This is a genomic window from Bradyrhizobium manausense (assembly GCF_018130615.1).
GTDB classification, from domain to species: domain Bacteria; phylum Pseudomonadota; class Alphaproteobacteria; order Rhizobiales; family Xanthobacteraceae; genus Bradyrhizobium; species Bradyrhizobium manausense_A.
In genome coordinates this window covers 403,414-428,908 of sequence record NZ_JAFCKB010000003.1, presented here as the reverse complement: position 1 = coordinate 428,908, position 25,495 = coordinate 403,414, and the positions used below count along the sequence as shown (strand labels likewise).

General features: G+C 65.5%; 21 protein-coding genes. 9 read left to right on the top strand and 12 right to left on the bottom strand.

Annotated features, from left to right (window positions below; translation table 11 throughout):
• Positions 1–17 precede the first annotated feature (17 nt).
• The 8 genes from JQ587_RS08435 to hpaR all read right to left on the bottom strand — a co-directional run bounded on the left by JQ587_RS08435 (position 18) and on the right by hpaR (position 12,276).
• Positions 18–896 carry a transglutaminase family protein gene (locus JQ587_RS08435; RefSeq protein WP_212425000.1) on the bottom strand — a complete coding sequence of 293 codons (879 nt, stop codon included), beginning with the start codon at positions 894–896 and terminating at the stop codon, positions 18–20.
• Positions 893–3,415: a circularly permuted type 2 ATP-grasp protein gene (locus JQ587_RS08430; protein ID WP_212424999.1), complete on the bottom strand. Its 2,523-nt coding sequence runs from the start codon at positions 3,413–3,415 to the stop codon at positions 893–895. The genes JQ587_RS08435 and JQ587_RS08430 overlap by 4 nt, the downstream gene beginning before the upstream one ends.
• A gap of 27 nt (positions 3,416–3,442) precedes the next feature.
• The gene (locus tag JQ587_RS08425; protein ID WP_212424998.1) at positions 3,443–6,712 is read right to left on the bottom strand and encodes a transglutaminase family protein; all 3,270 of its coding nucleotides are present in this window, start codon (positions 6,710–6,712) and stop codon (positions 3,443–3,445) included.
• 222 nt (positions 6,713–6,934) lie between these two features.
• On the bottom strand, positions 6,935–8,239 hold the full coding sequence (locus JQ587_RS08420) for a methyl-accepting chemotaxis protein (RefSeq protein WP_212424997.1): 1,305 nt from the start codon (positions 8,237–8,239) through the stop codon (positions 6,935–6,937).
• Entirely contained in the window at positions 8,217–8,735 is a 519-nt protein-coding gene (locus JQ587_RS08415; RefSeq protein WP_212303774.1) for a PAS domain-containing protein, read from the bottom strand. The genes JQ587_RS08420 and JQ587_RS08415 overlap by 23 nt, the downstream gene beginning before the upstream one ends.
• A 206-nt stretch (positions 8,736–8,941) precedes the next feature.
• On the bottom strand, positions 8,942–10,465 hold the full coding sequence (locus JQ587_RS08410) for a UxaA family hydrolase (RefSeq protein WP_212303773.1): 1,524 nt from the start codon (positions 10,463–10,465) through the stop codon (positions 8,942–8,944).
• Between the two features lie 177 nt (positions 10,466–10,642).
• Complete coding sequence (locus tag JQ587_RS08405) at positions 10,643–11,419, bottom strand: HpcH/HpaI aldolase family protein (RefSeq protein ID WP_212303772.1); 777 nt, start codon at positions 11,417–11,419, stop codon at positions 10,643–10,645.
• Between the two features lie 338 nt (positions 11,420–11,757).
• Complete coding sequence (hpaR, locus tag JQ587_RS08400) at positions 11,758–12,276, bottom strand: homoprotocatechuate degradation operon regulator HpaR (RefSeq protein ID WP_212424996.1); 519 nt, start codon at positions 12,274–12,276, stop codon at positions 11,758–11,760.
• A gap of 111 nt (positions 12,277–12,387) precedes the next feature.
• Between hpaR and hpaH the strand changes: the two genes are divergently transcribed.
• The 6 genes from hpaH (at position 12,388) to JQ587_RS08370 (ending at position 18,966) form a co-directional block, all read left to right on the top strand.
• Complete coding sequence (hpaH, locus tag JQ587_RS08395; RefSeq protein ID WP_212424995.1) at positions 12,388–13,194, top strand: 2-oxo-hept-4-ene-1,7-dioate hydratase; 807 nt, start codon at positions 12,388–12,390, stop codon at positions 13,192–13,194.
• A gap of 31 nt (positions 13,195–13,225) precedes the next feature.
• Entirely contained in the window at positions 13,226–13,624 is a 399-nt protein-coding gene (locus tag JQ587_RS08390) for a 5-carboxymethyl-2-hydroxymuconate Delta-isomerase (protein WP_212303769.1), read from the top strand.
• The gene (gene hpaE, locus JQ587_RS08385; protein ID WP_212424994.1) at positions 13,617–15,155 is read left to right on the top strand and encodes a 5-carboxymethyl-2-hydroxymuconate semialdehyde dehydrogenase; all 1,539 of its coding nucleotides are present in this window, start codon (positions 13,617–13,619) and stop codon (positions 15,153–15,155) included. Before JQ587_RS08390 ends, hpaE begins: the two co-directional genes overlap by 8 nt.
• A gap of 128 nt (positions 15,156–15,283) precedes the next feature.
• The gene (gene hpaD / locus JQ587_RS08380; RefSeq protein WP_212303767.1) at positions 15,284–16,267 is read left to right on the top strand and encodes a 3,4-dihydroxyphenylacetate 2,3-dioxygenase; all 984 of its coding nucleotides are present in this window, start codon (positions 15,284–15,286) and stop codon (positions 16,265–16,267) included.
• Positions 16,268–16,444: 177 nt separating this feature from the next.
• Positions 16,445–17,314, top strand: a complete 870-nt coding sequence (locus JQ587_RS08375; RefSeq protein ID WP_212298037.1) for a fumarylacetoacetate hydrolase family protein — start codon at positions 16,445–16,447, stop codon at positions 17,312–17,314.
• A 26-nt stretch (positions 17,315–17,340) separates the two neighbouring features.
• Positions 17,341–18,966, top strand: a complete 1,626-nt coding sequence (locus JQ587_RS08370; RefSeq protein ID WP_212424993.1) for a thiamine pyrophosphate-dependent enzyme — start codon at positions 17,341–17,343, stop codon at positions 18,964–18,966.
• A gap of 86 nt (positions 18,967–19,052) precedes the next feature.
• On the opposite strand, the gene alkB is transcribed toward JQ587_RS08370, so the two are convergent.
• The 4 genes from alkB to JQ587_RS08350 all read right to left on the bottom strand — a co-directional run bounded on the left by alkB (position 19,053) and on the right by JQ587_RS08350 (position 22,674).
• On the bottom strand, positions 19,053–19,706 hold the full coding sequence (gene alkB / locus JQ587_RS08365) for a DNA oxidative demethylase AlkB (protein ID WP_212298035.1): 654 nt from the start codon (positions 19,704–19,706) through the stop codon (positions 19,053–19,055).
• Positions 19,707–19,715: 9 nt separating this feature from the next.
• Complete coding sequence (locus JQ587_RS08360) at positions 19,716–20,462, bottom strand: 2OG-Fe(II) oxygenase (protein WP_212424992.1); 747 nt, start codon at positions 20,460–20,462, stop codon at positions 19,716–19,718.
• Between the two features lie 183 nt (positions 20,463–20,645).
• Positions 20,646–21,332 (bottom strand): DUF2848 domain-containing protein, encoded by a 687-nt coding sequence (locus tag JQ587_RS08355; RefSeq protein ID WP_212424991.1) that lies wholly within the window; start codon positions 21,330–21,332, stop codon positions 20,646–20,648.
• On the bottom strand, positions 21,325–22,674 hold the full coding sequence (locus JQ587_RS08350) for an amidase (protein ID WP_212424990.1): 1,350 nt from the start codon (positions 22,672–22,674) through the stop codon (positions 21,325–21,327). Before JQ587_RS08350 ends, JQ587_RS08355 begins: the two co-directional genes overlap by 8 nt.
• A 177-nt stretch (positions 22,675–22,851) precedes the next feature.
• Between JQ587_RS08350 and JQ587_RS08345 the strand changes: the two genes are divergently transcribed.
• The 3 genes from JQ587_RS08345 (at position 22,852) to JQ587_RS08335 (ending at position 25,461) form a co-directional block, all read left to right on the top strand.
• On the top strand, positions 22,852–23,265 hold the full coding sequence (locus tag JQ587_RS08345; protein ID WP_212424989.1) for a Zn-ribbon domain-containing OB-fold protein: 414 nt from the start codon (positions 22,852–22,854) through the stop codon (positions 23,263–23,265).
• A 3-nt stretch (positions 23,266–23,268) separates the two neighbouring features.
• On the top strand, positions 23,269–24,408 hold the full coding sequence (locus tag JQ587_RS08340; RefSeq protein WP_212424988.1) for a thiolase C-terminal domain-containing protein: 1,140 nt from the start codon (positions 23,269–23,271) through the stop codon (positions 24,406–24,408).
• Between the two features lie 138 nt (positions 24,409–24,546).
• Positions 24,547–25,461 carry an SDR family oxidoreductase gene (locus tag JQ587_RS08335; protein WP_212424987.1) on the top strand — a complete coding sequence of 305 codons (915 nt, stop codon included), beginning with the start codon at positions 24,547–24,549 and terminating at the stop codon, positions 25,459–25,461.
• Positions 25,462–25,495: the final 34 nt, after the last annotated feature.

Below are 25,495 nucleotides of genomic sequence, written 5' to 3'. Positions count from 1 at the left end.
AAGCGGTGAGACTGCGGTCACTCCACCAGCAACACGTCGACGGCGACGCCGAGCTTCTGCTTCGGCGAGCCGACGATGATGCCATCGACCGGCGAGACATCGGAGAAGTCGCGGCCAACCGCCAGCACGATGTGATCGTTGTTGACCAGCAGATCATTGGTCGGGTCGAAATCGATCCAGCCGAGCTCGGCTCCACACCACAGCGACACCCAGGCATGCGTCGCATCGGCGCCCTGCAAGCGCGGCTGGCCCGCCGGCGGGATCGTGCGCAAGTAACCGCTGACATAGGCGGCAGGCAGACCGAGCCCACGCAGGCCTGCGATCATCACATGAGCAAAATCCTGGCAGACGCCGTGGCGCTTGTCGAAGACCTCGTTCAGCGGCGTCGAGATCGCGGTGGCCTTGGGGTCGTAGCGAAACTCGGTGCGGATGCGATGCATCAAATCGACCGCGCCAGCGAGGATGCCCGCGCCTGACGCAAAGCTCGAAGCCGCATAGGCACTGACGGGACGCAACACCGGCACCAAGGGGCTCGCGAAGACATAACCAACCGGCGAGGACGGCCGGAGGCTCGTCGCTTCAAACGCGATGTCGCGGATGCTCTCCCAGGACGGGCTGGTAGCATCGCGCGCCGGCGGCTGGCGCGACACCGAGACACGCGAACGGGAATCGATGCGCAAATTGCGATGCGCGGCGTCGATCACCACACTCTCGGTCAGCGTGCCGAAGAAGTCACGGCGGACATGGCGCTCGGACGGACGCGGCCGGATCTCGACCTTGTGCGAGATCAGCTCCTGACCGTTGCCGTCCTTCGGCTCGAGCCGAAGCGTACAGCGGGCGAAGCTGACCGGGCTCTCGTATTCGTAGGTGGTGACGTGACGGATGTCGTAGATCACGCCAGCCCCGTCAGCTTTTCCGGCCGGCTCGCATTCGGACCATGGGGGAAGTAGTGCAGCCCAATGGCTTCGGCGAGACTGAGCAGATCCTGCTCCAGCGCGAACAACGTCTTGACCTCGAGCTTCTCGGCCTCGGCCGTGGCCAGCATGGACTGCACCGCTATCGCAAGCCGCTGCGGCCGCTCGATCAGACCGTGCTCCTTCAGGCTTGGCAGCGCCGCGATATGCTCGTTCAGGGTTGCCACCTGGAACGCCACCGAGCGCGGATTGTAGCTGTCGAGCACCGCGAGGTCGCGCACCGGCGCCAGGATCGGCGCCAGCAGGTAGCGCGAGCGATAGGTGATCTGGGAATCCACCAGCGTCAGCAGGATATCGAGGTCTTCGTCGCCGGCCTCGTCATAGGCAAACTGTCGGGCGAAACGGGCCGTGTTGATCGCACGCTCGGTGCGGCGGCCGATGTCGAGGAAGCGCCAGCCGGCGGCGCGGTTCATGTTCTCCTGCGCCAGGCCTGCGAAGCTCGCAAGCTCCTGCAAGGTCAGCTCGGCCGCGCTCAACACGCTGTCGTCGTCCTCGACCTCATAAGAGAGCCGCTCGGCCATTTCGATGATGACCTGCCAGGCATCTGGCGACAACCGCTCGCGCAAGGAGGTCGCCGTGCGTTGCGCCGCGCGCACCAGCGACAGCGCCGAGCCGAAGCGCGCCTCGCTCTGCAACGCTTCGGCAACGATACGCCCCGGCGCCGCACGTGAGGTCTGCGAGATCGCGCCCCAGGTCACCAGCAGGCGCTGGATCCGTTCGGCGGATTGCAACGAGGCCGCGGTGCCCTTGTTGGGCCCGCTCGGCGAGCCCAGCGCACGGACCAGCCGCAGCGTCGCCTCGGCGCGTTCGAGATAGCGGCCGAGCCAGAACAGGTTGTCCGCGGCGCGGCTCGGCAGCACGCCGGCGATGCGGCGGATCCGCACCTTGTCGGTCGCCGGCAGCAGCGATGCGGTCGAGACCTTCTTCTCCGAAACCACCCAGACGTCGGCGGCACGGGCGCCGTCACCCATCGACACCGCGCGCGCGTCCGGCTGCTCTGCGATCCGGCAGAAGCCGCCGGGCATGATGGCCCAGCCGTCCGGCGTTGCGGCTGCGAACACGCGCAACACGAACGGACGCGGCGTCAGCTGACCGTGCTCCCACACCGGCATGGTGGACAGACGCACCACCTCCTGGCCGACGTAGTCCATGCCACGCGCGCTGATGGCATCAACCAGGCGCTGACGCCCGGCGGTGTCGAGCTCGCTCGCCAGCACGGGTCCGTTGCTTTCGAAGCCGGGAACGCCGCGCTGATAAGCACCTTCGATCGCGACCTCGTCGAGCCGCGACAACACCTCGTCGCGCGCCAATTTCTGGCCGCACCACCAGGTCGCGATGTGCGGCATCTTCAGCTCTTCGCCGAGCAGGCGGCGGCTGAGCGCCGGCAGGAAACCGAGCAGCGCCCGCGCCTCCGGCACGCCCGAGCCCGGCATGTTGGCGACGACGACGCCGTCCTTGCGCAGCACGTCGATCAGGCCGGGCACGCCGAGATGCGAGGAGGCATCGAGCTCTAGCGGATCGAGCGAGTTGGAATCGACGCGACGAAGCAGCACGTCGAGCCGCTTCAGCCCGGCAACCGTGCGGATGTGGATGCGGTTGTCGCTGACGGCGAGATCATCGCCCTCGACCAAGAGGAAGCCGAGATAGCGCGCCAGCGTCGCGTGCTCGAAATAGGTCTCGCTGAAACTGCCGGGCGTGAGCACGCCGATGCGCGGCTCGTCACGATCGGCGCGCGCACGAAGCGAGTCGCGGAACGCCTCGAAGAACGGCGCGACGCGCGGCACGTTCATCGACTTGTAGAGATCGGAGAAGGCGCGCGAGAGCACCAGGCGGTTCTCCAGCGCGTAGCCCGCGCCCGACGGGGCCTGGGTGCGGTCGCCGAGCACCCACCAGCGGCCGTCGGGTCCGCGGCCGACATCGGCGGCATAGAGCGAGAGGTAGCGCCCGCCCGGCGGCGGCACGCCACAGACGGCGCGGAGATATTCAGGGCTGCCGGCAATCGCACCGGCCGGCAGCGCGCCTTCCGCGACCAGCCGGCCTTCGCCATAGATGTCGCGCAGCACGAGCTCCAAGAGCTCGGCGCGCTGGGTGATGCCGGCGGAGAGCTGCTTCCAGTCGGCCTCGTCGATCAGCAGCGGCAGATGGCTGAGCGACCACGGCCGGTCGGCGCTATCGCCCGGCGCACGGTAGGTGACGCCGGCCTCGCGCAGGTGGCGGTCGGCCATTCCGAAGCGCCGCTCGACCTCGTCAGGCGCGAGCGCGCCGAAAGCATCGAAGAAGCGGCTCCAGACCGCGCGCGGGGCGCCGCCGGGCCCCAGGAACTCATCGGGAATGCCGGGCAGACGGCGATAGTCGCGGACCCATTGCGCGAGGCGGCGCTGCCCCTCACGCTGTCCCTGCGCCTTGCCCGCTCTGTCCTCTTCGGCTGCGCCTTCGCCCATGCGCCTCTCCCTGCCCCACCATCATACTCATTGCAGGAGCGGGGTCCGCAAGTCGAGGGTCAGCGGAAATTCATTTGTGCGTTCCTCGGGCGGCGGCTGCATGGGCCCGGGCGTATGGCCGTGGTCCTGGAAGCGTGCCAGCCGCCGCGCCTCGGCCTCATAGGTGTTGACCGGCTTGGTATCGTAGTTGCGGCCACCGGGATGGGCGACGTGATAGACGCAGCCGCCGAGCGAGCGGCCGTTCCAGGTGTCGATGAGGTCGAAGGTCAGGGGCGCATGGACAGGGATGGTCGGCTGCAGGCCGGAGGCCGGCTGCCAGGCCTTGAAGCGGACGCCGGCAACGGCCTCTCCGGAGCGGCCTGTCGATGTCATCGGCAGGCGGCGGCCGTTGCAGGTCATGACATGGCGGCCCTCGACGAAGCCCTCGGCCTTGACCTGGAGCCGCTCGACCGACGAGTCGACATAGCGCACTGTGCCGCCGGCCGAACCCTCCTCGCCGAGCACATGCCAGGGCTCCAGCGCCTGGCGCAGCTCCAGCGTCACGCCGCCATGATGGACGCGGCCGAAGGCGGGGAAGCGGAACTCGAGCTGGGCCAGATACCATTCCGGCTCGAAAGGATAGCCGAACTCCTTCAGTTCGGTGAGCATGTCGAGAAAATCTTCCCAGATGAAATGCGGCAGCATGAATCGATCATGCAGCGCGGTGCCCCAGCGCACGAACTTGCCTGCCTGCGGCTCGCGCCAGAACTTTGCGATCAGCGCGCGGATCAGGAGCTGCTGCGCCAGCGACATGCGCGGGTCCGGCGGCATTTCGAGCGCGCGGAATTCGACGAGGCCGAGGCGGCCGGTGGGCCCGTCGGGCGAATAGAGCTTGTCGATGCAGATCTCGGCGCGATGGGTGTTGCCGGTGATATCGACGAGCAGATGCCGGAACAAGCGATCAACCAGCCACAGCGGCGTCTGGTAGCCCGGCGGCGGCACATGCGAAAGCGCGATCTCGAGCTCGTAGATACTGTCGTGGCGCGCCTCGTCGATACGCGGCGCCTGGCTGGTCGGACCGATGAACAGGCCGGAGAAGAAATAGGACAGCGACGGATGCCGCTGCCAGTACAGCACGAGGCTCTTCAGGAGATCGGGGCGCCGCAGGAACGGTGAGTCCTGCGGTGAAGAGCCGCCGATCACGACGTGGTTGCCGCCACCGGTGCCGGTGTGGCGGCCATCGACCAGAAAGCGGTTGGCGCCGAGGCGCACCTTGCCGGCATCCTCATAGAGGCCGGAGGTGATCTCGACCGCATCGCGCCAGCTCTGCGCCGGCTGGATATTGACCTCGATCACGCCGGGGTCGGGCGTCACCTTGATGACCTCGATGCGCGGATCAAACGGGGGCGCATAGCCCTCGACATGGACCTGAAGCTGCATCTCCTCGGCGGTGGCCTCGACCGCTGCGACCAGCTCGAGATAATCTTCGATACGCTCGACCGGCGGCATGAAGGCACAGATCACGCCGTCACGGACCTCGATCGACAGCGCCGTGCGGACGGGGATGGACGTGTTGAGCTGCTCGGGCGCGACGCGCGGCGGTGCTTTTGGCCGCGCCGGGGGCGTGAACACCGGCAGCTTGTCGCGCGCCTCCAGCGGATCTCGCTCGACGATGTAGGGATATTGATTGGGGGGGACGTAGCCGAGCGAGCCGATCGGCAGGCGCAGGCCGAGCGGTGAATCGCCCGGCGACAGGAACAGATGGCCGCGCCGGAGCTGCCAGCGCTCGCTGCGCCAGCGCGGCGGCGCATTCCAGCGCTGCACCGGCAGCACGAAGCCGCGCGGCGCGCGGAGGCCCTGATTGAACACTCGCGCCATGCGCGCGCGCGCCTCGGGATCGGACAATTGCGAGTTGGATGGATCGACGTTGATCGGAAGCTCGGCCTCCTTCTTCAGCCAGTAGACGGTGTCCTCATAGGCCGGAATGATGTAGCCGGGATCGAGCCCGAGCCGCGCCGCCGTGCCTTCCATGAAATCCTCGGCGTCCTCGGTCTGGGCACGCTTGGGATTTTCGATTTTTGCAATGAGGTCCGCGTTCTTCCAGATCGGCACGCCGTCCTTGCGCCAGTAGAGGCCGAAAGCCCAGCGCGGCAGGCTCTCGCCCGGATACCATTTGCCCTGGCCGTAATGCAGCAGGCCTCCGGCTGCGAAGCGCGTGCGCAAACGGCGGATCAGATCGTCGCCGAGCGCGCGCTTGGTCGGGCCGACGGCCTCCGTATTCCACTCCGCCGCCTCGAGATCATCCACGGACACGAAAGTGGGCTCGCCACCCATGGTGAGCCGCACGTCTTGCGCGGCGAGATCGCCGTCGACCTGCTCGCCGAGATCGTTCAGCCGTGCCCAAGATTCGTCGGAGAACGGCTTTGTGATGCGCGGCGCTTCACGAATGCGCCGGACGCTCATGTCGAAGGCAAACTCGACCTCGGCAAAGCCGGCGCCGCCGGAGATCGGCGCGGCCGAGCGATAATGCGGCGTAGCGGCAACGGGGATGTGCCCCTCGCCCGCGAGCATCCCGGATGTCGCATCGAAGCCGATCCAGCCCGCGCCCGGCAGATAGACTTCGGCCCAAGCATGCAGATCGGTAAAATCGTTCTCGACTTCCGGCGGTCCCTCGATCGGATCGATGTCGGGACGGATCTGGATCAGATAGCCGGAGACGAAACGTGCGGCGAGGCCGAGATGACGAAAGGTCTGGATCAGCAGCCAGGCGGAGTCGCGGCATGAACCGGCGCAGGAGGTCAGCGTCTCCTCCGGCGTCTGCACGCCGGGCTCCATGCGGATGATGTAGTTGATCTTCTTCTGGAGCTCGCGATTGAGATCGACTAGGAAATTGACCGTGTTCGGGGCCTCGCGCGGGATCGAGGCCAGATATTTCGCGAAGGCGGGATCGGGCTTGATGGTCTCGAGATATGGCGCCAGCTCGGTCTTGAGATCCCTCGGATATTCGAACGGAAAGCTGTCGGCATAGGGTTCGACGAAGAAGTCGAACGGGTTGACCACGGTCATCTGCGTCGTGAAGTCGACCTCGAATTTCAGCTCGGTGGTCTTCTCCGGAAAGACGTAGCGGGCGAGCCAGTTGCCCTGCGGGTCCTGCTGCCAGTTCACGAAATGGTTCGCCGGCGTGACCTTGAGCGAGTAGCTCAGGATCGGCGTCCGCGTATGCGGCGCCGGCCGCAGGCGGATGGTTTGCGGACCCAGGTCGATCGGGCGGTCGTATTTGTAGTGCGTGACGTGGTGTAATGCGACGTAGATCGACACGGGGTACGGTGCTCCAGCAGCTTTTTTGAGCAGAACACCTGATGTCAGCGCGATCAAGCACTAACAACGGGCAGACCGTGCCTAGGAAGTATCCCGGTCGTCCCGGTTTTGTCGGGACAATGACTGAGAGTGTGGTTACGCCGTGCTCGTCCCACGCTCGTCGTCCCGGATCGGCGCGCGCTTTAGGGCACGCTTGTCCGGGACGACAGCGGTGGGCGAGCCCTACGCCGCCGAGGTCAGCCGCTGCAAAAATTGCGTCACCTCGCGGCGGAGCGTCTCGACCTCGCCATGCACGCGCTCGGAAGCGCTGTTGACCCGGCCGGCGACGCGGCCCGTGTCGGCGGCGGCCTCGCTGATGCCGGTGACGTTGGAGGACACCTGCAAAGTGCCGGCCGAGGCTTCCTGGACGCTGCGGGCGATCTCGCGGGTGGCAAGGCCCTGCTGCTCGATCGACGTCGCGATCGAGGCCGTGATGCCGTTGATCTCGGCGATGGTCTGCGCGATCGCCTCGACTGCCGCGACCGAGTTGGTGGTCGATTGCTGCATCTCGCCGACCTTGGCGCTGATCTCCTCGGTCGCCTTCGCGGTCTGGTTGGCGAGGCTCTTGACCTCGGAGGCCACGACCGCGAAGCCGCGGCCGGCCTCCCCTGCCCGCGCCGCCTCGATGGTGGCGTTGAGCGCCAGCAGGTTGGTCTGCGAGGCGATCTCGCTGATCAGCTTGACGACGTCACCGATCTGCATCGCCGCCTCCGCCAGCGTGCGGATCTCGCTGCCGGCGCGATTGGCTTCGTTCACGGCGCGGCCGGTGCTCGTGGTCGAGCCGGCGACCTGACGGTTGATCTCGGCAATCGAGGATGCGAGCTGCTCCGCGGCGCTGGCGACGGTCGCGACGTTGCGCGAGGCCTGGTCAGAGGCGCTGAGCACGCCAGAGGTCTGGCGGCTGGTCTTTTCGGCCGCCGCCGCCATCTGGCCGGCGTCGGATTCGAGATCGGTCGCCGCGCCCATCAGCGTGCCAGCAACTCCGTCGAGATGCGTGCCGAACTGTTTTGCGAGATCCGCGATTTCGACCACGCGACGGCCGAGACTGTCGGTGCCGGAATTGATGACGACAGCCGAACGGCGGAACGAGCCTGGCAATCCGCGCGCGAGGATCTTGCGGAAATACCTGCCGCGGCTGGCATAGTCCATCGACGCCGAGGCCTCGCGCAAATATGCGTCGGTGATGTCGAGCATGTCGTTGACGGACTTCTGGATCGCCCCGATCCGCCCGGCCTGCCGCTCGCTCAGGATGCGCGCCTCGAGATCGCCGCGCGCTGCCTTGCGGCAGGTGTCGGCGACCTCATCGACGGCCACCGCGGTGCGATGCTGGCACCAGACGGCGTAGCCGAGCAGCATGACGGTCGCGCCAAGCAATGCCGCAGCGGGGACTCCGGCCACACCGAGAAGCGAGAGGACGAACGCAACGACGGCAAGACCGCACGAGAGCGCGGTCGCTCCCTGCGCCTTAGAGAGAGAGCACAAATTCATCGTAACCGACACCTTGTTGCTTCAATAGTCCGACCATCGCGTCGAAGCTTGCGTGCATGCCCTCTTTGGCATTGGCGTGCCGCGCCTCTTCGGCGCACAGCGTCTTGTAGATCGGCTTGATGCGCTCGATCTGCACGGGATCCGGCTTGCGACGGTTGGAGTGATAGCCGACGATGTTGCCGCGCTCGTCGAAGGTCGGCGTGACGTGGGCAAACACCCAGTAATGGCTGCCGTCCTTCGCCAGATTGACGACGTAGGCGAATATCTCCTGCTTGGACTGGAGCGTGTCCCACAGCAGCTTGAAGACGGCGCGCGGCATGTCGGGATGGCGGATCAGGCTGTGGGGCGCGCCCATCAGCTCCTTCCGGGAGTACTTCGCCATGCGCAGGAAAATGTCGTTGGCGTAGGTGATGCGGCCCTTGAGATCGGTCTTCGATACGATCAGCTCCTCCTCACCGAGGAGATTTTCCACCCCAGTGGGACGTATCGCTTGCATCGGTTCGGTCCTCGGATAAAGGCCGGTCCGCACCGTTGCGGACCGCATCACTCTCCTGTCTACGGCAACAGTGTTAACCAGGTGTAATCCGAGGCTTCCTTGCGAGAGGCCTTCGCCTCCGTAACATTACGTAACGAACGATCGGCACATCACCGCCAATCGGACGCATTTGCGATTCTGCTCGTAAACCTCGGCGCCAGGCGCGATCACATCGTCGCGCCGAGCACCCAGGGCGCGAACTCGGCACCGCCGAAATCGAAGCTCTCGCTCTTGGTCGGCTGTCCCGAGGCGGTCTTCAGGATGAGATCGAAGATGCGCTCGCCGCATTGCTGGACGCTCTCCTCGCCTTCGAGGATGGTGCCGCAATTGACGTCCATGTCCTCTTCCATGCGCTTATACATGGGCGTGTTGGTGGCGAGCTTGATGGAGGGCGCTGGCTTGCAGCCGAACACGCTGCCGCGGCCGGTGGTGAAGCAGACCAAATTGGCGCCGCCGGCGACCTGCCCCGTTGCGGCGACGGGGTCGTAGCCGGGCGTGTCCATGAAGACAAAACCCTTCTTGGTGATCGGCTCGGCATAGCGCAGCACCTCGACAAGGTTGGTGGTGCCGGCCTTGGCCATCGCGCCGAGCGACTTTTCCAGAATGGTGGTGAGGCCGCCGGCCTTGTTGCCGGGGCTCGGATTGGCGTTCATCTCGGCGCCCTCGCGCTCGGTGTACTCGTCCCACCAGCGCATGAGATCGACGAGCTTCTCGCCGACCTCGCGGCTGACGGCGCGGCGCGTCAAGAGATGCTCGGCGCCGTAGGTCTCGGGCGTCTCCGACAGGATCACGGTGCCGCCGTGACGGACGATCAGATCGCTCGCCGCCCCCAGCGCCGGATTGGCCGACACGCCGGAATAGCCGTCCGAGCCGCCGCATTGCAGCGCCACGGTGAGCTCGCTCGCGGGCACGCTCTCGCGCTTGACCTTGTTGGCGTCAGCCAGCGCCTCGCGCACGAAGGCAATGCCGGCTTCCACCGTCTTGCGGGTGCCGCCGACCTCCTGGATGTCCATCGCGCGCAGCCGGCCGGCGAGCTTCTGCTCTTCCATGAGCCCGCCGATCTGGTTCACCTCGCAGCCCAGCCCAAGCACGATGACGTGGGAGAAATTGACGTGCCGCGCATAGCCGCCAAGGGTGCGGCGAAGCAGCGCGAGCGGCTCATTCTGCGTCATGCCGCAGCCGGTCTTGTGGGTCAGCGCAACCACGCCATCGACGTTCGGGAATTCGGCCAGCGGATTGTCGCCGGTGAACGGGTTCTTCTTGAAGACGTCGGCGACGAGGCTTGCGACATGCGCGCTGCAATTCACCGAGGTGAGGATGCCGATATAGTTGCGCGTGGCGACGCGGCCGTCGGGACGGCGGATGCCTTCGAAGGTTGCCGGCAGATCGAAATTCGGCGTCGGCTTGACGTCGGCGCAATAGGCGTAGTCCTTGGCGAAATCGCCCATGCCGATGTTCTGCACGTGCACGTGCTGGCCCGGCGCGATGGCTTGGGTCGCAAAGCCGATGATCTGGCCGTAGCGGATGACGGGTTCGCCCACGGCAAACGGCTTGATCGCGACCTTGTGGCCGGAGGGAATGCGCTCGATCGTGGTCACGCCGTCGGCCACCACCGTTCCTGGCGGCAGGCTCGCGCGCGCGATCAGCACGCCGTCGGCGGGATGCAGGCGGATGACGGGGCTGATGGTCATGGGTATCTCCTTGGGTCTTACTTCACCTCTCCCCGTTCTTACGGGGAGAGGTCGGATCGCGCAGCGATCCGGGTGAGGGGCGAGCCGCGCGCTCGATCGTTAGATTTGTTCGTGTTGAGAGAAGCCCCTCACCCTAACCCTCTCCCCGTAAGAACGGGGAGAGGGTTAGGAGAGAGCTCAGGCCTTGCCGCCCGCGTCCTTGCGGGTCGCATTCACCTGCATCTTGGCATAGGTCGTCATCAGGCCGACCTCGTTCGAGAGGGTCACCAGCTTGAAGCCCATGTTGATGGCGCGCGCAGCGCCTTCGGCGCCGCTGCAATGGATGCCTGGGTTGAGGCCGCGCTTGCCGCACTCCTTGATGATCTTCTCGTAGATCGCGAGGATCTCGGGCTCCGAGCGGTCGAGCTTCGGCTCGAGGCCATAAGAGAAGCCGAGGTCGGACGGGCCGACATAGACGCCGTCGATGCCCTCAACGTCGAGGATCGCTTCCATGTTCTCGACCGCGGTCCTCGTCTCCATCATCGGCAGCAGGATGGTATCGGCATTCGCGGTCTTCTGGTAGGAGCCCGCGGTGCCGTACATGCCGGCGCGGATCGGGCCGTTGGAGCGGACGCCCTGCGGCGGATATTTCGAATAGGAAACGAGGTTCCTGGCTTCCTCCGGCGTATTGACCATCGGGCAGATCACGCCATAGGCGCCGCCGTCGAGCACCTTGCCGATAATGCCGGGCTCGTTCCAGGGCACGCGGACCATCGGGGTCACCGGATGCTTGTCCATGGCCTGGAAGCACTGCACCATCGACAGATAGTCCTGGACGCCGTGCTGCATGTCGACGGTGACGCTGTCGAAGCCGCATTGTGCGATCATCTCTGCCGAGAAGCCGGAGGGGATCGCCAGCCACGCGTTGACCACGGCCTTGCCCGACTTCCAGATTTCCTTGACCTTGTTCGCCACGTTGCCTTCCTTCTTTGTTGTTTGGACCGTGTTGTTGGACCTTCGCCATCGCGCCGCGCGCCGCGACAGTTCGGCCTCGCTGTTACCCCGAACCGGAGCGCCGCGCTATGCTTGCAATGGCGCAAGACCTATGCGGTCACCCACTGGATAGTGGTTTGCTGACGCCTGCCTCACGGGCGACAGTCACTATCGCCGCCCGGATGTCATCCGGCAAGGGGATGCCATTTTCGCGCGCTCAGGCCGGATTTTTCACTCGGTATCGCCGGGAATCAGCGCCTTTGAGCGAAAAAGGCCGGAGATGTCCGTGGCCGTTGCCGCGCGCTCGCGCATATCTGCTTTCACTCCTCGGCACCTGCCGCGTTGCCCGCACCGAGCCCTGCGAGACTCTGTTCGAGCTCACCGAGCATCTCCTGCAACTCGGCGAGCTTGCGCGCGCCAAACCGCTGCGTGATCTCGGCATAGATCGCCTCCGAGGACGGCGCGACGGAGGCCATCAGCTTCAGGCCCTCCCTGGAGATCGAGACCATGCTGCGGCGCTGGTCCGTCTTTGCCGTCTTTCGCTCGATCAGGTTGCGCGCCTCCAGATCACGCAGGATACGCGACAGGCTCGGTCCGAGGAGAAAGGCCGTGCGCGCGAGTTCCGTGACCTCGGCGGCCTCGATAGCGGCGAGCGCGCGCAGGATGCGCCATTGCTGTTCCGTCAACCCGTGCTCGCGCAGATTGGGACGAAATTGCCGCATCACGGCTTCGCGTGCCCTCAACAGCGACATCGGCAGCGAGCGCGAGAAGTCGCGCATCGGCACCTGGCGCGCGGCAGGCGCGTTTCCGCTGGCGGGATCGGCCGGTCTCTTCGTCATGACGCCCTTTCAGACCGCAAAACGTTTGCAGTGCAGCAAGCCAATTTCCGTTTGACGCATTCATTTAACATGTTAAGTATTTCCCGGCACCACGATTTTGGTAGACCACCAATGGCGCTTTCCAACGACGATATCCAAGCTTGCGCGAGGCGTCTGCACCAGGCGGAGAAGACCCGCGTGCAGATCCGGCAGCTCTCGCAGGATCTCCCCGACATCACCATCACTAACGCCTACGCGATTCAGAAGGCATGGGTCGACATCAAGATCGCCGAGGGGCGCCTCGTCAAAGGCCACAAGATCGGCCTGACCTCGAAGGCGATGCAGAGCGCGCTTGCCATCGACGAGCCGGATTCCGGCGTGCTGCTCGATGACATGTTTTTCGCCGACGGCGGGATCATTCCGACCGAACGCTTCATCGCGACCCGCGTCGAGGCCGAGCTTGCCTTCGTCATGAGCAAGCGGCTCGAAGGACCCGACTGCACGATGTTCGACGTGCTCAACGCCACCGACTTCGTCGTGCCGGCACTGGAGATCCTGGATACGCGCATCGAGCGCGTCGATCCCAACACCAAGGCGACACGAAAGATCTACGATACCATCGCCGACAATGCCGCGAATGCCGGCATCGTGCTCGGGGGCCGTCCGATCCGTCCGCTCGACGCCGATCTGCGCTGGATCGGCGCGCTGTGCTTCAAGAACGGCCAGCTGGAAGAGACCGGGCTTGCCGCCGGCGTGCTCAATCATCCCGCGACTGCGGTCGCCTGGCTCGCCAACAAGATCGCGCCGCTTGGTCTTGCGCTGGAGCCCGGACAGGTCGTGCTGGCGGGATCCTTCATCCGTCCGATCGAGACCCGCAAGGGCGACACAATTCAAGCCGATTATGGCGCCTACGGCTCGGTCAGCTGCTACTTCGCCTAAAGCAATAAGACGACACGGGGAGTGAACCGCCATGCCGCATTTCACGATCGAATATTCGGCCAATCTCGACAGCCGGCTCGACATCGCCGCCGTCTGCGAGGTCGTGCGCAAGGCGGCCGTCGAGACCGGCATCTTCCCGCTTGGCGGCATTCGTGTCCGCGCCGTCAGGTGCGAGCATTATGCGATTGCGGATGCGAGAGACGACTACGGCTTTCTCGACATGGTCCTGCGCATCGGCGAGGGCCGCGACCTGCCGACACGCCAGAAGGCCGGCGAGCATGTGTTCCAGACCCTCTCAAAACACCTCGATCCCGTCTTCGCCGCCAGCAAGTTCGCTCTGTCGTTCGACATGCAGACCAACGACAAGGACACGAGCTGGAAGCGCAACAACATCCACGACGCCCTGAAAGTGGAGGCTGCAAATGGATAAGCCCACGCCGAAAGCCGACGTGTTCCAGGCTAATCGCGACCGCGCGGCACCTCTGCTGAAGAAGCTGCAAGCGGACGGCATCGGTCACATGATCGGCGGCAAGATCGTGCCGTCGATCTCCGGCCAGACCTTTGAGACGAAATCGCCGGTCGACGGCGCAACGCTCGCAACCGTCGCCCGCGGCAACGCCGAGGACATCGACGCCGCGGCGACCGCTGCCGCCCTCGCCTTCAAGTCCTGGCGTGACATGGGGCCTGCGATGCGGCGCAAGCTGCTGCATCGCGTCGCCGACGCCATCGAGGACAATGCCGACGACATCGCCGTGCTCGAATGCATCGACACCGGCCAGGCCTATCGCTTCATGGCCAAGGCTGCGATTCGCGCCGCCGAGAACTTCCGCTTCTTCGCCGACAAATGCGCCGAGGCGCGTGACGGCCTCAACACGCCGAGCGACGAGCATTGGAACATCTCGACGCGCGTGCCGATCGGTCCCGTCGGCGTGATCACGCCGTGGAACACGCCGTTCATGCTGTCGACATGGAAAATAGCCCCCGCGCTGGCCGCCGGCTGCACCGTCGTGCACAAGCCGGCCGAGTGGTCGCCGGTGACGGCCGCCATTCTCGCAAGGCTCGTCAAGGAAGCCGGCGTGCCCGACGGCGTGCTCAACACCGTCCACGGGTTCGGTGAAGAGGCCGGCAAGGCGCTGACCGAGCATCCCGCCATCAAGGCGATCGGCTTCGTCGGCGAAAGCGCGACGGGTTCGGCGATCATGGTTCAGGGCGCACCAACCCTGAAGCGCGTGCATTTCGAGCTCGGCGGCAAGAACCCGGTGATCGTATTCGACGACGCCGATCTCGACCGCGCGCTCGACGCCGTCGTGTTCATGATCTACTCGCTCAACGGCGAGCGTTGCACCTCGTCCAGCCGCCTGCTGGTCCAGCAGAACATCGCTGAAAAGTTCGTGGAGAAGCTGACCGCGCGCGTGAAGGCGCTGAAGGTCGGCCATCCCCTCGATCCCGCCACCGAGATCGGGCCGCTGATCCACGAACGCCATCACGCAAAAGTCTGCTCCTATTTCGACGTCGCGCGGCAGGATGGCGCTACGATCGCGGTCGGCGGCAAGGCCTATGACGGCCCGGGCGGCGGACATTATGTCGAGCCGACGCTGGTGACCGGCGCACACGGCAAGATGCGCGTGGCGCAGGAAGAAGTGTTCGGCCCATTCCTCACGGTGCTGCCCTTCAAGGACGAAAACGACGCTGTCGAGATCGCCAACGACATCCGCTATGGCCTCACCGGCTATGTCTGGACCAACGACGTCGGCCGCGCGCTGCGCGTTGCCGATGCGCTGGAGGCCGGCATGATCTGGCTGAATTCGGAGAACGTCCGCCATCTGCCGACGCCGTTCGGTGGCATGAAGGCCTCGGGCATCGGCCGCGACGGCGGCGACTATTCGTTCGACTTCTACATGGAAACCAAACACGTCTCGCTGGCGCGGGGCACGCACAAGATTCAGAAACTGGGAATTTAGGAAACGGTCATTCCGGGACGTGCGCAGCACGAGCCCGGAATCCATTCATCCAACGACACTGCTGCGCGATGGATTCCGGGCTCGGCTCTGCGGGCCGCCCGGAATGACAGGACCGAGGGGAAACGCACATGCCCGTACCGCAACACATCTTCGAGCCGCCGTTCAACATCATCCGCTCCAGCCACGTCGTGCTCGACGTGACCGATCTGAAACTGAGCCGCGAGTTCTACGAGACCACTGTCGGCCTGCATGTCGAGGATGCCAACGACAAGGTCGTCTACCTGCGCGCCGCCGAAGAGCATCAGCATCACTCGCTGGTGCTGCGCAAAGCAGCCGTGCCCGCCTGTAACAGGCTCGGCTTCAAGGTGGGTAATGACGGCGATCTCGACAAGGCGGCAAGATTTCTCTCCGAGAACGGCCTCGACTACGCCTTCGCCGATCAGCCGTTCCAAGGCCGCACGCTGCAGTTCACCGACCCCTTCGGTTTCCAGATCGAGCTCTACGCGTCGATGGAGCGACGGCCGCATCTGCTCCGCCGTTACGACCTCTACAGGGGGTGCCACCCGCAGCGGCTCGACCATTTCAACGTCTTCGCCGCCGAGGTGCAGGACACCGTCGATTTCTACGCGCGGCTCGGCTTCCGCCTCACCGAATACGCCGAGGAAGACGGACCGAACGGTCGCATCGCGGCCGCCTGGATGCATCGCAAGGGCAACGTCCATGACTTTGCCATCACCAACGGCAAGGGCCCTCGCCTGCACCATTTCGCCTACTGGACGCCGACGGCGATGAACATCATCCACCTCTGCGATGTCATGGCCTCACAGGGTTTCGTGAAGAACATCGAGCGCGGCCCGGGACGACACGGCATCTCGAACGCGTTCTTCCTCTACGTCCGCGATCCCGACGGACACCGCCTCGAGCTCTACACCAGCGACTACTTCACCGGCGATCACGACCACGAGCCGCTGCGCTGGTCGCTGCGCGATCCGCGCCGCCAGACGCTGTGGGGCGCACCGGCGCCGCGCTCCTGGTTCGAGCAGGGCTCGCCGTTCACGGGCCAGGCCGTGCGCGAGCCGAAGTTTGTCGCCGACGTGCTGGTGGCGGATTGATGCGGAGGACCGGCCGAGCCTCTCTCCCCCTGTCGTCCCGGCGAAGGCCGGGACCCATAACCACTGGGAGAAGTTTGGCGAAGGCTGGTCGTTCGGGATTGTCATCGCGCATTATCGAGGGATCACGCGCTATGGGTCCCGGCCTTCGCCGGGACGACAGGGAATAAAGAGCCACCAATGAAGCTGCCTCGTCTCGCCACCTATTCCGTCAAAGGTGAAATCCGCTACGGCGCCGTCCTGGAGGGCGGCATCGTCGATCTCTCCGTGCGCTACGCAAAAGACTATCCGACGCTGCGCGAGGTGATCGCGGCCGGCAAGCTGGTGAGCCTTGCCGAAGAGGCCGCGGGCCGCACGCCGGTTCACGCGCTCGGCGAGATCACATGGCTGCCGCCGGTACCCGCGCCGGAAAAAATCATCTGCATCGGCGTCAACTATCCCGACCGCAACGCCGAGTACAAGGACGGCCAGGACGCGCCGAAATATCCGAGCATGTTCATGCGAAGCCCACGCTCGTTCGTCGGCCATGATACGCCGCTGGTGCGGCCCCGCGCGTCGGAGCAGCTCGATTATGAAGGCGAGATCGTGCTGGTGATCGGCAAGGCCGGCCGCCATATTCCGGAAAGCTCGGCGCTGGACCACATCGCTGCGCTCACGCTGTGCAACGAGGGCTCGGTGCGTGACTGGCTGCGCCATGCCAAATTCAACGTCACCCAAGGCAAGAACTTCGATTCCAGCGGCAGCCTTGGGCCGTGGCTGGTGCCCTACACCAGGGAAGCGCAGATCGCCGACGTCAGGCTGACCGCGCATGTCAACGGCGAGCTCCGGCAGGACGATCGTACCAGCCGACTGATGTTCCCGTTCCGCTATCTCATCAGCTATATCTCGACCTTCGCAACGCTCGTGCCCGGCGACGTCATCGTCACGGGCACGCCGACCGGCGCCGGCGCACGGTTCGATCCGCCGCGCTATCTGAAGCCCGGCGACGTCATCGAGATCGCGGCCGAGGGCATCGGCACTTTGCGCAACGGCGTCGTCGACGAAGCCTGAGACAACAATCGAAGTGGAATGATGCAATGACCACCCTTACCGGCGGCGAAGCGATCGTAAGCGGGCTCGTCGCCCACGGCGTCGACACCGTGTTCGGCCTGCCCGGCGCGCAGATCTACGGCCTGTTCGACGCCTTCCACCAGGCCCAGCTCAAGGTGATCGGCGCGCGGCACGAGCAGGCCTGCGGCTACATGGCGTTCGGCTATGCACGCTCCAGCGGCAGGCCCGGCGTGTTCAGCGTGGTGCCCGGCCCCGGCGTGCTCAATGCCAGCGCGGCGCTGCTCACCGCCTTCGGCTGCAACGAACCGGTATTGTGCGTCACCGGCCAGGTGCCGACGCAGTTTCTCGGCAAAGGCCGCGGTCACCTGCACGAGATGCCGGATCAGCTCGCCACCCTGCGCAGCTATGTGAAGTGGGCCGACCGCATCGAATATCCCGGCAACGCACCGACGGTCGTCGCGCGCGCTTTTCAGGAAATGACGTCCGGCCGCCGCGGCCCCGCCTCGGTCGAAATGCCCTGGGATATCTTCACCCAGCGCGGCGATACCGCCGCTGCACCGGTGCTGGAGCCTTTGCCCGCGCCGCGGCCCGATCCTGATATGATCAAGCAGGCGGCGGCGCTGATCAAGGCCAGCAAGGCGCCGATGATCTTCGTCGGCAGCGGCGCGATCGAGGCGCGTGAAGAAATCCTCGCGCTTGCCGAGATGATCGACGCACCGGTCGTCGCCTTCCGCAGCGGCCGGGGCATCGTCTCCAATGCGCATGAGCTTGGGCTGACCATGGCCGCCGCCTACAAGCTGTGGGCCAAGACCGATCTGATGATCGGCATCGGCACGCGGCTGGAGCTGCCGACGATGTCGCGCTGGCCGTACCAGCCCGACGGCCTCAAGAGCATCCGCATCGACATCGATCCCGTCGAGATGCGGCGTTATCCGCCGAACACAGCGATCGTCGCCGATGCCAAGGCCGCAACCGCCGATCTCACTGCGACCGTCAGCAAGGCCGGTTACAGCAAGACCGCCGGCCGCCGCGCCGCGATCCGCGAGGCCAGTGCGACCGCGCTGGCGGAGATCCAGCGCATCCAGCCGCAGATGGCCTATCTGAACATCCTGCGCGAGGTGCTGCCGGCGAATGCGATCGTGACCGACGAGCTCTCGCAGTTCGGCTTCGCATCCTGGTACGGCTTTCCGATCTACGAGCCGCGCACCTTCATCACCTCGGGCTATCAGGGCACGCTGGGCTCGGGCTTCCCGACCGCGCTCGGCGCCAAGGTCGCAAACCCCGACAAGCCCGTGGTCGCCATCACCGGCGATGGCGGCTTCATGTTCGGCGTGCAGGAGCTTGCCACCGCTGTGCAATTCAACATCGGCGTGGTGACGCTGGTGTTCAACAACAACGCCTACGGCAACGTCCGCCGCGACCAGCGCGAACGTTTTGACGGCCGCGTGGTGGCGTCCGACCTCGTCAATCCGGATTTCGTCAAGCTGGCGGAGTCCTTCGGCGTCGCATCTGTGCGCGTGACGGCGCCGGATCAGTTCAAGGCGGCGATGGAGAAGGCGCTTAGCCACAACGGGCCGTATCTGATCTCGGTCGAGGTGACCAGGGATTCCGAAGTCAGCCCGTGGGCGTTCATTCACCCGCCGAAGCCGTAGTGTCGTTCCGGGGCGGCTCGCAGAGCCGAACCCGGAACCTCGAGAGTCCGGGTTCGCGCTAGCGCGCGCCCCGGAATGACGGGCCACTAGCGTGTCCTGCGGAAGGTCAAATTGACCCGCTTGCGGCCGAGCAGCGGATGCTCGCCGTCCGCGAGCGGCGCGACACCGTGATAGGCTAGCCGGGACGGGCCGCCCCAGACCACGACATCGCCGTGCACGAGGCGGAAGCGGCGCGGCTTGTCGGCGCGCGCCAGGCCGCCGAACAGGAAGGTCGCGGGCAGGCCGAGCGAGACCGAGACAATCGGCGCCGAATAATCCAGCTCGTCCTTGTCCTGATGCAGCGACAGCCGCGTGCCGGGCTCGTAGCGATTGACGAGGCACGCGTCTGGCGCGAAGCCGGCGAAACCGCCCTGCTCCGCCGCGCGGCGTGCAAGATCGCGGAGCACGGGCGGCATCGCCGGCCATGGCGCGCCGGTGCGGGGGTCAATCGGATCGTAGCGATAGCCGGTGTGATCGGTGATCCAGCCGCGCTCGCCGCAATTGGTCATGGCGACCGACATCAGATGACCGCCCGGCGTGGTCATGCGGCGGAACGGCGATTGTGCGACGATGGCACGCACCGCGTCGATCAGCTCTCGCTCGATCGGCTTGACGAAGCCGCGCAACAGCACGGCACCGTCAGCGATCTCCTCGCGCGACGGCTGTGCCTCGGCAACGCTGTCGAACAAATCAGCCGTCAATCGTCCCACTCATTTGGCATCATGAAAGATCACACCCAGCGTGTGGCGTTGGCCGGATCTGATACGGCTCACGCCATGGCGGAGGTTAACGCGATAAGTGCCCCGCGTCCCCTGCACCGGACGGTGATGCACAGCGAAGGCGACGGCGTCACCTTGCGCCAGCGGCACCACTTCGGCGCGCGATTGCATGCGCGGCCGCTGCTCGGTCAGCACGAACTCGCCGCCGCTGAAGTCGCGGCCCGGCTCTGACAGCAGGATCGCGACCTGGAGCGGGAACACGTGCTCGCCATAGAGATCCTGGTGCAGGCAGTTGTAGTCGCCGGCCTCATATTGCAGCAGCAGCGGCGTCGGCCGCGCCTGCCCCGCCTCGTGGCAGCGTTTCAGGAACGCCGCGTGCGCCGTCGGATAGCGGATATCGATCCCCATCGCCTCGTTCCAGCGATTGGCGACGCCTTGCAGCTGCGCGTAGAGCGCCGGGCGCAGTTGCGCGATCAGATCGGGCAGCGGGTAGGAGAAATATTTGTACTCGCCGCGGCCAAAGCCATGACGGCCCATGACGATGCGGCTGCGGAAGTGCGTATCGTCGGGATAGAGGGTGGCGACGGCGCGGCACTGGTCGGGCGTGAGCAGGCCCTTCAGGATGGCACAACCCTGGGTGTCGAGCTCAGCGGTGATGTGCGGCCAGCCGAGGGTGTGGACGTGGCCGGCGAGGTCGGCGGAAGGCGTATGGGGTGATTTGCGGGCTGTTGCTGTCATGACTTCGACCTTCGCAAAACCAATCAGCCCGCCGCCACCCGTTTTCCGACCCTCTCCGCCCGTCATTGCCAGCGTACCGAAGCAATCCAGGATCCTCCGCGGAACCAGTCTGGATTGCTTCGTCGCAAGGGCTCCTCGCAATGACGCGGAGAGAGCCGCACCCGCCAAAACGGCAAAGGCGCCTCAGCCCCTCACCGGCAGCGTCGCCACGTCATACCCGTGTCTGATCGTGCGTTTCAGCACAGGATCCTCGAGCTCGAAATCGAAGCGGTCCGCTGGGCGGATGCCGCCCTTGGCGGCAAAGGTGCCGCCGAACATGGCGCAGCCGTCGGGGAATTTTCCGCCGTCAAAGCCGCGCGCGATGAGGTCATTGACCGGCAGCATCGCGTCCAGCGTGCCCTCCTGGTAGAGCACGCGCTCGCCCTTGATCGTGGCGTAGGAGCGCAGGATCATCTTGTCCCAATGGCCGATGACGTCTTCGAGCTCCCACATCGTGGAGGCGATCGGCTTGTCGCACATCTGCTTGGACACGGTGACGTTATAGGCCTCGACCTTGCGGTCGGTGTGGTCGGAACCGCAGCCGACGAAGATGCGGCCCTGCCAGCCGATCAGCACGAACTCGACCTCACCGGACGAGTCCTCGCCACAGCATTCGATGCTGTCCTCCTGGGTCAGCCGCCGCGCCGAGGCGCGATAGTAGATCGGCGTCGAGGCCGGCGGGGCGATGCCCATCTCTTGCAGCTCGGCGATATGCTTGTCGCGGGCGACGGGATCGCGGCCGGTCCAACCGGCGATGACCATCTGGTCGATCGCTAGCGTCAGCGGCGTGGTGGTGCCCTGGGCGTCAACGGTGAAAGTAAGGTCAAACACGAATGACGGCCTCCATGCCGGCGGCAAGTTCAAAGATGCGGCGGTCTGACCCGCCGGCGCCCGCGAGCATCAGCCCGACGGGAACGTCGCCTTCACGGTGCGCCGGCAGCGAGATGGCACAGCCGTCGATCATGTTGATCAAGGTGCAGTTGCGCAGCGCGCGCAGATTCTGCGTGGTGAACGCCTTGTCGTCGGCGAGGTCTGCGATCTTCGGCGGCGTGTTGGCGGTGGTCGGCAACACCAGCGCATCATAGGGCGCGATGCGCGCATTGACGCGGGCGATCAGCGAGCGGCGCTCGTTGAGGAGATCGATGTAGTCGGCCGCGCTCTGCGCCTCGCCGCGCATGATGCGCACCGAGACGCGGGGATCGTAGACATCGCCCTTGGAGGTGATGAGGTAGCGATGCCAGGCATAGCTTTCGGACGCGGCAAAACCGCCCTTGGCGTTCATCGGACCGATGTCGTGGAATTCCGCCATCTCGATCCGCTCGATGATGGCGCCGTGATCGGCCAGCGTCTTCAGCGCACGTTCAAACGTTCCCGCTACCGGCGCATCGAGGTCATCGAGCGCGATCGCGGTCGGCACCGCAAGCCGCATGCCCTTCACGGGACGCGGTCGGACCGCGGTGATCGGCTCGTTGGCGAGCACCGCGTCGAGTATGGCACAACAGCTGACCGATCGCGCCAGCGGCCCGATGCTGTCGAGCGAGAAGGACAGCGGCACGGAGCCATCGAGCGGCACGCGGCGCTGCGTCGGTTTGTAGCCGACGATGCCGTTATAGGCGGCGGGAATGCGGCAGGATCCGCCGGTGTCGGTGCCGAGCGCGCCGTGCGCCATGCCGTCCAGCACGGAGACGGCCGCGCCCGACGACGAGCCACCGGGCACATGGCCCTCGGCGCGGTTCCAGGCGCCCTTCGGCGTGCCGTAATGCGGATTGATGCCGATGCCCGAATAGGCGAACTCGGTCATGTTGGTGCGACCGATCACGACGAAGCCGGCCCTGCGGAGCCGCGCCACCGTCGCCGCATCCTGTTCGGCAGGCGAGGAATCGTCCAGCGCGCGGGAGCCGGCACGTGTCACCTGGCCCTTGATGTCGAAGAGATCCTTGATCGAGACCGGAATGCCGGCATAGCGCGACGGCGCAGCCTTGACCTTGCGAAGGCCGTCCATTGCGTCAGCGGCCGCCAGCGCGGCGTCCTTGTCGACATGGATGAAGGTGCGCTGGCCCTCGCCCGAGGGATCGGCGATTTTGGCGAGACACGCCTCCACCAGCTTGCGGGCGGTGGTGCGGCCACTTTCGAGGTCGTCGGCAAGCTTCGCCAGTGTCGGAAAATCGGGCATGTCTGTCTCACGGAATATTGCGCGCGCAATCTACAGCGCCGGCTCAGTTCGACACAAGCATTGTGCGCATGATGGCATGCATGCTGCCTGCTGGATTGTTGACGCACCATAGCCGATTGTCGCATCAAGATCGAAACGGGCGGGCGCTAAGCCCGTCCCATGGGAGGGCGTTCCGAGATGGCCGAACCGCAGCGCGCGCGACCGAAACCGACGCCGGAAACCCAGCATTTCTGGGACGGCACGAAAGCAGGCGAATTGCGCCTGCAGCGCTGCGACGCCTGCGCGCATGTCTATTTCCCGCCGCGTCCGTTCTGCCCGTCCTGCGCTTCGCGCAGGGTCTCCGTGTTCAAGGCCAGCGGCAAGGGTTTCCTTTACAGCTACGTGATCAACCACCGCCCTGCCGCGCCGGGCTTCACGCCGCCTTACGCGATCGCGGTGGTCGAGCTCGCCGAGGGGCCGCGGATGATGAGCAACATCATCGACTGCCCGCAGACACCGGAAGCGCTCGAGCTCGATATGAAGCTCGAGGTCGCGTTCGAGGCACTCGACGACAAGATCACGCTCCCCGTCTTCCGTCCGGCGAAGGGGTAGATCATGCGCAGGAACCAGGTTGCCGTCGTCGGCGCGGCCGAGACCACCGAGCTCGGTGTCATCCCCACCATGTCGCAGCTCCAGCTTCACGCCGATGCGGCGCTCAACGCCATCGCGGACGCCGGGCTCAAGCTCTCCGACATTGACGGCTTTGCCACCGCGGTCGAAACGCCGCAGCAGGTCTGCCACTATCTCGGCATCAGGCCGACCTGGGTCGACGGCACCTCGGTCGGCGGCTGCTCCTTCATGCTGCACGTCCGCCACGCCGCGGCGGCGATCGAGGCCGGCCTGTGCAAGACCGTGCTGATCACGCATGCCGAAAGCGGCAAGTCGATGATCGGCAAGGCGCCGCGCTCGATCCCCGCCGACAGCCTGCAGGGCCAGTTCGAGGCGCCCTATGGCGTGTACGGCCCGCCGAGCATGTTCCCGATCCCCGTGCTGCGGTTCATGAAGACCTACGGCATCACGCACGAGCAGCTCGCCGCGGTCGCGGTGGTGCAGCGCGAATGGGCGGCGAAGAATCCGCGGGCGATGATGAAGGACCCGATCACGGTTGCCGACGTCCTCAACTCGCGCATGATCGCCTATCCGTTCCGGCTTCTGCAGTGCTGCCTCGTCACCGACGGCGGCGGCGCGCTGATCCTGACCTCGGCCGACCGCGCCAGGGATTTTCCGCGCAAGCCCGTCTACATCATGGGCACCGGCGAGAGCGTCGAAACCCCGATGGTCAGCCAGATGGAAACGTTCAACTCCTCGCGCGCGTTCAAGACCGCGGGTCCGCTGGCATTCAAGGAGGCCGGCATCGCGCACAAGGACGTCGATCACCTCATGATCTACGACGCCTTTGCGCATCTGCCGCTGTTCGGCCTCGGCGATCTCGGTTTCATGCCGCACGAGGAGACGGGCAAGTTCATCGCGGACGGCAATACGCGGCCCGGCGGCAAGCTGCCGCTCAACACCAATGGCGGCGGCTTGAGCTACATGCATTCGGGCATGTACGGCATGTACGCGCTTCAGGAGAGCGTACGCCAGATGCGCGGCATCGCGCCGGCGCAGGTGCCGAACGCGAAGATTTCAGTGTGCCACGGCGTCGGCGGCATGTTCGCCGCCAGTGGCACGATCGTGTTTACGAACGAGAGGTAATGGCTGTCATTCCGGGGGGCGGCGCGAAGCGACGAGCCCGGAATCCATACTCCCGACCGTGGTTATGGATTCCGGGCCTGCGCCTTCGGCGCATCCCGGAATGACGGCAGAATTTGAGGCGAATAGCGGAGAACCCACATGAGCAAATCACTGCAAGACAAGGTCATCATCGTCACCGGCGCAGGCCGCGGCATCGGGCGCGAGATCGCGCTGCTCTGTGCGGCGGAAGGCGCCAAGGTCGTCGTCAACGATCCCGGCGGAGCCGCCGACGGCGCTGGCACCAGTGCCACGCCGGCTGAGGAGGTGGTCGAGGAGATCAAGAAGCGCGGCGGCGTCGCGGTCCCCAATTTCGAGTCGGTCGCGGAAGCCGTTCCCGCCAGCAAGATCGTCAAGACCGCAACCGATCATTTCGGCCGGCTCGATGGCGTCGTCAACAACGCCGGCATCTTGCGCGACATGATCTTTCACAAGATGAGCGTGGAAGCGTTCGAGGCCGTCATCAAGGTTCATCTGATGGGCTCGTTCTACGTCAGCCACGCCGCTGCGCGCATCTTCCGCGAGCAGGAGTCGGGCTCGTTCGTGCACTTCACCTCGACCTCCGGCCTGATCGGCAATTTTGGTCAGGCCAACTACGCTGCCGCCAAGCTCGGCATCATCGGACTCTCCAAATCGATCGCGCTCGACATGGGCCGCTTCAACGTCCGCTCGAACTGCGTCTCGCCGTTCGCCTGGACCCGCATGATCGGCACCATCCCGACCGAGACCGAAGCCGAGAAGGCGCGCGTCGAGAAGATCAAGCAGATGGGTCCGGAGAAGATCGCGCCGATCTGCGCCTATCTGCTCTCCGATGCCGCCAAGGACGTCACCGGCCAGATCTTTGGCGCACGCATGAACGAGCTGTTCCTGTTCAGCCAGAACCGTCCGCTGCGCTCGGTCCATCGCAGCGAAGGCTGGACGCCGCAGTCGATCGCGGAACACGCCATGCCGGCGCTGAAGGGCTCGTTCTACAAGCTCGACCGCTCCGCCGACATCTTCCCGTGGGATCCGGTGTGAGGTTTCGCCAATAGCGAGCAGCGAATGGCATTTC